Origin of the sequence: Nostoc sp. MG11 (assembly GCF_014904695.1) — a bacterium.
GTDB lineage: Bacteria > Cyanobacteriota > Cyanobacteriia > Cyanobacteriales > Nostocaceae > Komarekiella.
This window is the reverse complement of record NZ_JACXXN010000113.1, coordinates 1-5,265: the sequence shown is the minus strand read 5'-3', so window position 1 is coordinate 5,265 and position 5,265 is coordinate 1. Positions and strand designations below refer to the sequence as shown.

General features: G+C 51.6%; 2 tRNA genes and 3 rRNA genes. All 5 read right to left on the bottom strand.

The features are described from left to right. Positions 1-8: 8 nt before the first annotated feature. A 5S ribosomal RNA gene (gene rrf, locus HCR01_RS36745) occupies positions 9-126 on the bottom strand. A gap of 73 nt (positions 127-199) precedes the next feature. Further along, positions 200-3,091, bottom strand: a 23S ribosomal RNA gene (locus tag HCR01_RS36740). Between the two features lie 212 nt (positions 3,092-3,303). After that, a tRNA-Ala gene (locus HCR01_RS36735) sits at positions 3,304-3,376 on the bottom strand. An 81-nt stretch (positions 3,377-3,457) separates the two neighbouring features. Continuing rightward, positions 3,458-3,531, bottom strand: a tRNA-Ile gene (locus HCR01_RS36730). 121 nt (positions 3,532-3,652) lie between these two features. Beyond that, a 16S ribosomal RNA gene (locus HCR01_RS36725) occupies positions 3,653-5,142 on the bottom strand. The 16S, 23S and 5S rRNA genes sit together here with 2 tRNA genes alongside, the layout of an rRNA operon. Between the last annotated feature and the right edge of the window lie 123 nt (positions 5,143-5,265).

Here is a 5,265-nt window from a genome sequence, read left to right as displayed (position 1 = left end):
AATAATAAACCTGGCATCGAGCTATTTTTGCGTAGGGCAACCCCTAAACTATCGTGGCCGCAGCAGCGTTTCACCTCTGAGTTCGGGAAGGAATCAGCGTGGTTCCACCGCGCAATAGACACCAGGAAAACTTGTAGTTGGGTAAACAAAACCCTGAAGACTGCAAAGTAACGCGAATTCAACAACCAGCAATGATGATGAGGTCAAGCCCTCGGTCTGTTAGCACGGCTCGGCTACATACATTACTGCACTTCCACCTACCGCCTATCAACGGGTGTTCTGCCCGTGACCTTACCTACTTTTAGTAGTGAGAGCACTCATCTTGAGGTGGGCTTCCCACTTAGATGCTTTCAGCGGTTATCCGCTCCGCACTTGGCTACCCAGCGTTTACCGTTGGCACGATAACTGGTACACCAGCGGTGCGTCCTTCCCGGTCCTCTCGTACTAAGGAAGGCTCCTCTCAATGCTCTTACGCCTGCACCGGATATGGACCGAACTGTCTCACGACGTTCTGAACCCAGCTCACGTACCGCTTTAATGGGCGAACAGCCCAACCCTTGGGACGTACTTCCGCCCCAGGTTGCGATGAGCCGACATCGAGGTGCCAAACCTCCCCGTCGATGTGGACTCTTGGGGGAGATCAGCCTGTTATCCCTAGAGTAACTTTTATCCGTTGAGCGACGGCCATTCCACTCTGCGCCGTCGGATCACTAAGGCCTACTTTCGTACCTGCTCGAGATGTCACTCTTGCAGTCAAGCTCCCTTTATGCCTTTACACTCGCCGCACGGTTTCCAAGCGTGCTGAGGGAACCTTTGCGCGCCTCCGTTACCTTTTAGGAGGCGACCGCCCCAGTCAAACTGCCCACCTGAAACTGTTCCCCTCCCAGATAATGGGAGCGGGTTAGAATCCTAGCTTCGCCAGAGTGGTATCTCACCGTTGGCTCCATATTCCCCACAAGGAATATCTCTACGCCTCCCACCTATCCTGCGCAAGCCAAGCCCGGACACAATTCCAGGCTACAGTAAAGCTTCATAGGGTCTTTCTGTCCAGGTGCAGGTAGTCCGTATCTTCACAGACATTCCTATTTCGCCGAGTCTCTCTCTGAGACACCATCCAGATCGTTACGCCTTTCGTGCGGGTCGGAACTTACCCGACAAGGAATTTCGCTACCTTAGGACCGTTATAGTTACGGCCGCCGTTCACCGGGGCTTCGGTCGCCAGCTTCAAGGTTTCCCCCTGACCGACTTCCTTAACCTTCCGGCACTGGGCAGGCGTCAGCCCCCATACTGCGTCATTCGACTTTGCGGAGACCTGTGTTTTTGGTAAACAGTCGCCTGGATCTCTTCACTGCGACCCACCTGTTACAGTGGGCACCCCTTCTTCCGAAGTTACGGGGCCATTTTGCCGAGTTCCTTAGAGAGAGTTATCTCGCGCCCCTTGGTATTCTCAACCTCCCTACCTGTGTCGGTTTCGGGTACAGGTAACTTAGAGTTAACGTGTTTAGAGCTTTTCTTGGAAGCTAGATTATGCCACTTCCCCACCGTAGTAGGTCGTACTCACGCCTCAACTCAAGACGTTTTCGCCGTCTCTCAAAATCTTGACGCTTGAACCGGGAACCAATATCCGGCTGACATTCACCTTCTCCGTCCCTCTGCACAACTCTAAGTCAGTACGGGAATGTTAACCCGTTGTCCATCGACTACGCCGTTCGGCCTCGCCTTAGGACCTGACTAACCCTCCGGGGACGAACCTGGCGGAGGAACCCTTAGGGTTTCGGGGCATTGGATTCTCACCAATGTTTGCGCTACTCAAGCCGACATTCTCACTTCCGTTTCGTCCACAGCTGCTTGCCGCTACTGCTTCTACCTACGACGGAACGCTCCCCTACCGATTAATCGATAGATCAATCCCACAGCTTCGGTACATCGCTTAGCCCCGTTCATTTTCGGCGCAAGAGCGCTTGACTAGTGAGCTATTACGCACTCTTTCAAGGGTGGCTGCTTCTAGGCAAACCTCCTAGTTGTCTGTGCACTCTCACCTCCTTTATCACTTAGCGATGATTTGGGGACCTTAGCTGGTGGTCTGGGCTGTTTCCCTCTTGACAATGAAGCTTATCCCCCACTGTCTCACTGGCAATGTGTGCTCTGGGTATTCAGAGTTTGTCTCGATTTGGTACCGGTCTCCCAGCCCGCACCGAAACAGTGCTTTACCCCCCAGATATAATCATTACCGCTGCGCCTAAACACATTTCGGGGAGAACCAGCTAGCTCCTGGTTCGATTGGCATTTCACCGCTAACCACAACTCATCCGCCGATTTTTCAACATCGGTCGGTGCGGACCTCCACTTGGTGTTACCCAAGCTTCATCCTGGCCATGGTTAGATCACCAGGGTTCGGGTCTATAAACACTGATTATCGCCCTTTTCAGACTCGCTTTCGCTTTGGCTCCGGCATTCTCGCCTTAACCTACCAGTGCCTATAAGTCGCCGGCTCATTCTTCAACAGGCACGCGGTCAGACGTTGAATCGTCCTCCCACTGCTTGTAAGCTAACGGTTTCATGTTCTATTTCACTCCCCTTCCGGGGTTCTTTTCACCTTTCCCTCGCGGTACTGGTTCACTATCGGTCACACAGTAGTATTTAGCCTTACGAGGTGGTCCTCGCTGATTCACATGGGATTCCTCGTGCCCCATGCTACTCGGGATTCAGCTACTATCTTTAAGTTTTCGACTACAGGACTTTCACCTTCTTTGGTGCAGTATTTAGCTGCTTCATCTAACCGCCAGATTCGATCTCGCTGTCCCACTACCCCAAAAGGTAAACCCTTTGGTTTAGGCTCTTCCCCTTTCGCTCACCACTACTTAGGGAATCTCTTAATTGATTTCTCTTCCTCCAGCTACTAAGATGTTTCAGTTCGCTGGGTTGGCTCTTTCCTGCCTATATATTCAGCAGGTAGTATATAGGGTTGCCCCATTCGGAAATCTCCGGCTCAAAGTTTGCTTCCAACTCCCCGGAGCATATCGTCGGTAACCACGTCCTTCATCGCCTCTGTGTGCCTAGGTATCCACCGTTAGCCCTTATTAGCTTGACCACTCAAACATTTGGTGTCTGTATCAAGTCAATTATTCTTTGTCATTCGTCTATTGTTTTTAACAATGACTAATGACTAGTGACTAATGACTACCTACAATTTCGCGTTACTTATGCAGTTTTCAAGGTTCTGGCTGGATATTTACCCAGCAGTCTGACGACATGACGCCATGTTGCTGAATCTATCTTTTTTTTACTTTTAATAACCCCAGGTGGAGGTTAGCGGACTCGAACCGCTGACATCCTGCTTGCAAAGCAGGCGCTCTACCAACTGAGCTAAACCCCCAGATTATAATTCGTAATTCGCAATTCTTAATTCGTAGTTATTTACGAATTACGAATTAGCAATTTAAGAATTACTTTCAGGTGGGCCATCCTGGACTCGAACCAGGGACCTCACCCTTATCAGGGGTGCGCTCTAACCACCTGAGCTAATAGCCCATATCGAACCAAATCATAGTTTGAAAGCTTTGAGCAAATGTCTGCGACCGACCTAGGTTAGACCAACTCAATCTCTATTTGCATTTTGCTTTCAAGACTTGAGGGGTGTAGGTCTCCCTAAAAAGGAGGTGATCCAGCCACACCTTCCGGTACGGCTACCTTGTTACGACTTCACCCCAGTCACCAGTCCTGCCTTAGGCATCCCCCTCTCCGAAAAGTTGGGGTAATGACTTCGGGCGTGACCAGCTTCCATGGTGTGACGGGCGGTGTGTACAAGGCCCGGGAACGAATTCACTGCAGTATGCTGACCTGCAATTACTAGCGATTCCTCCTTCACGCAGGCGAGTTGCAGCCTGCGATCTGAACTGAGCCACGGTTTCCGGGATTAGCTTGCTATCGCTAGCTTGCTGCCCTCTGTCCGTAGCATTGTAGTACGTGTGTAGCCCAAGACGTAAGGGGCATGCTGACTTGACGTCATCCCCACCTTCCTCCGGTTTGTCACCGGCAGTCTCTCTAGAGTGCCCACCCGAAGTGCTGGCAACTAAAAACGAGGGTTGCGCTCGTTGCGGGACTTAACCCAACATCTCACGACACGAGCTGACGACAGCCATGCACCACCTGTGTTCGCGCTCCCGAAGGCACTCCCACCTTTCAGTAGGATTCGCGACATGTCAAGTCTTGGTAAGGTTCTTCGCGTTGCATCGAATTAAACCACATACTCCACCGCTTGTGCGGGCCCCCGTCAATTCCTTTGAGTTTCACACTTGCGTGCGTACTCCCCAGGCGGGATACTTAACGCGTTAGCTACGGCACGGCTCGGGTCGATACAAGCCACGCCTAGTATCCATCGTTTACGGCTAGGACTACTGGGGTATCTAATCCCATTCGCTCCCCTAGCTTTCGTCCCTCAGTGTCAGTTGCGGCCTAGCAGAGCGCTTTCGCCACCGGTGTTCTTCCTGATCTCTACGCATTTCACCGCTACACCAGGAATTCCCTCTGCCCCGAACGCACTCTAGCCGTGTAGTTTCCACTGCTCTTATGAGGTTGAGCCTCACTCTTTAACAGCAGACTTACACAGCCACCTGCGGACGCTTTACGCCCAATCATTCCGGATAACGCTTGCATCCTCCGTATTACCGCGGCTGCTGGCACGGAGTTAGCCGATGCTTATTCCTCAGGTACCGTCATTGTGTTCTTCCCTGAGAAAAGAGGTTTACGACCCAAGAGCCTTCCTCCCTCACGCGGTATTGCTCCGTCAGGCTTTCGCCCATTGCGGAAAATTCCCCACTGCTGCCTCCCGTAGGAGTCTGGGCCGTGTCTCAGTCCCAGTGTGGCTGATCATCCTCTCAGACCAGCTACTGATCGTCGCCTAGGTGCGCTCTTACCACACCTACTAGCTAATCAGACGCGAGCTCATCTTCAGGCAGCAAGCCTTTTACCTCTCGGCACATCCGGTATTAGCCACCGTTTCCAGTGGTTGTCCCAGACCTGAAGCTAGATTCTCACGCGTTACTCACCCGTCCGCCACTCACCCCGAAAGGTGCGTTCGACTTGCATGTGTTAAGCATACCGCCAGCGTTCATCCTGAGCCAGGATCAAACTCTCCGTTTTGAAGTGTTTGCTTTTTTAGCTCTATAGCTGCTCTTTTTTAACTTCAGCTTAGTTATCTTATTTTATTGACGCACGCCACTTGCTCTATTATGGCTTTCAAACTATAATCTTTTCATGGTTCGG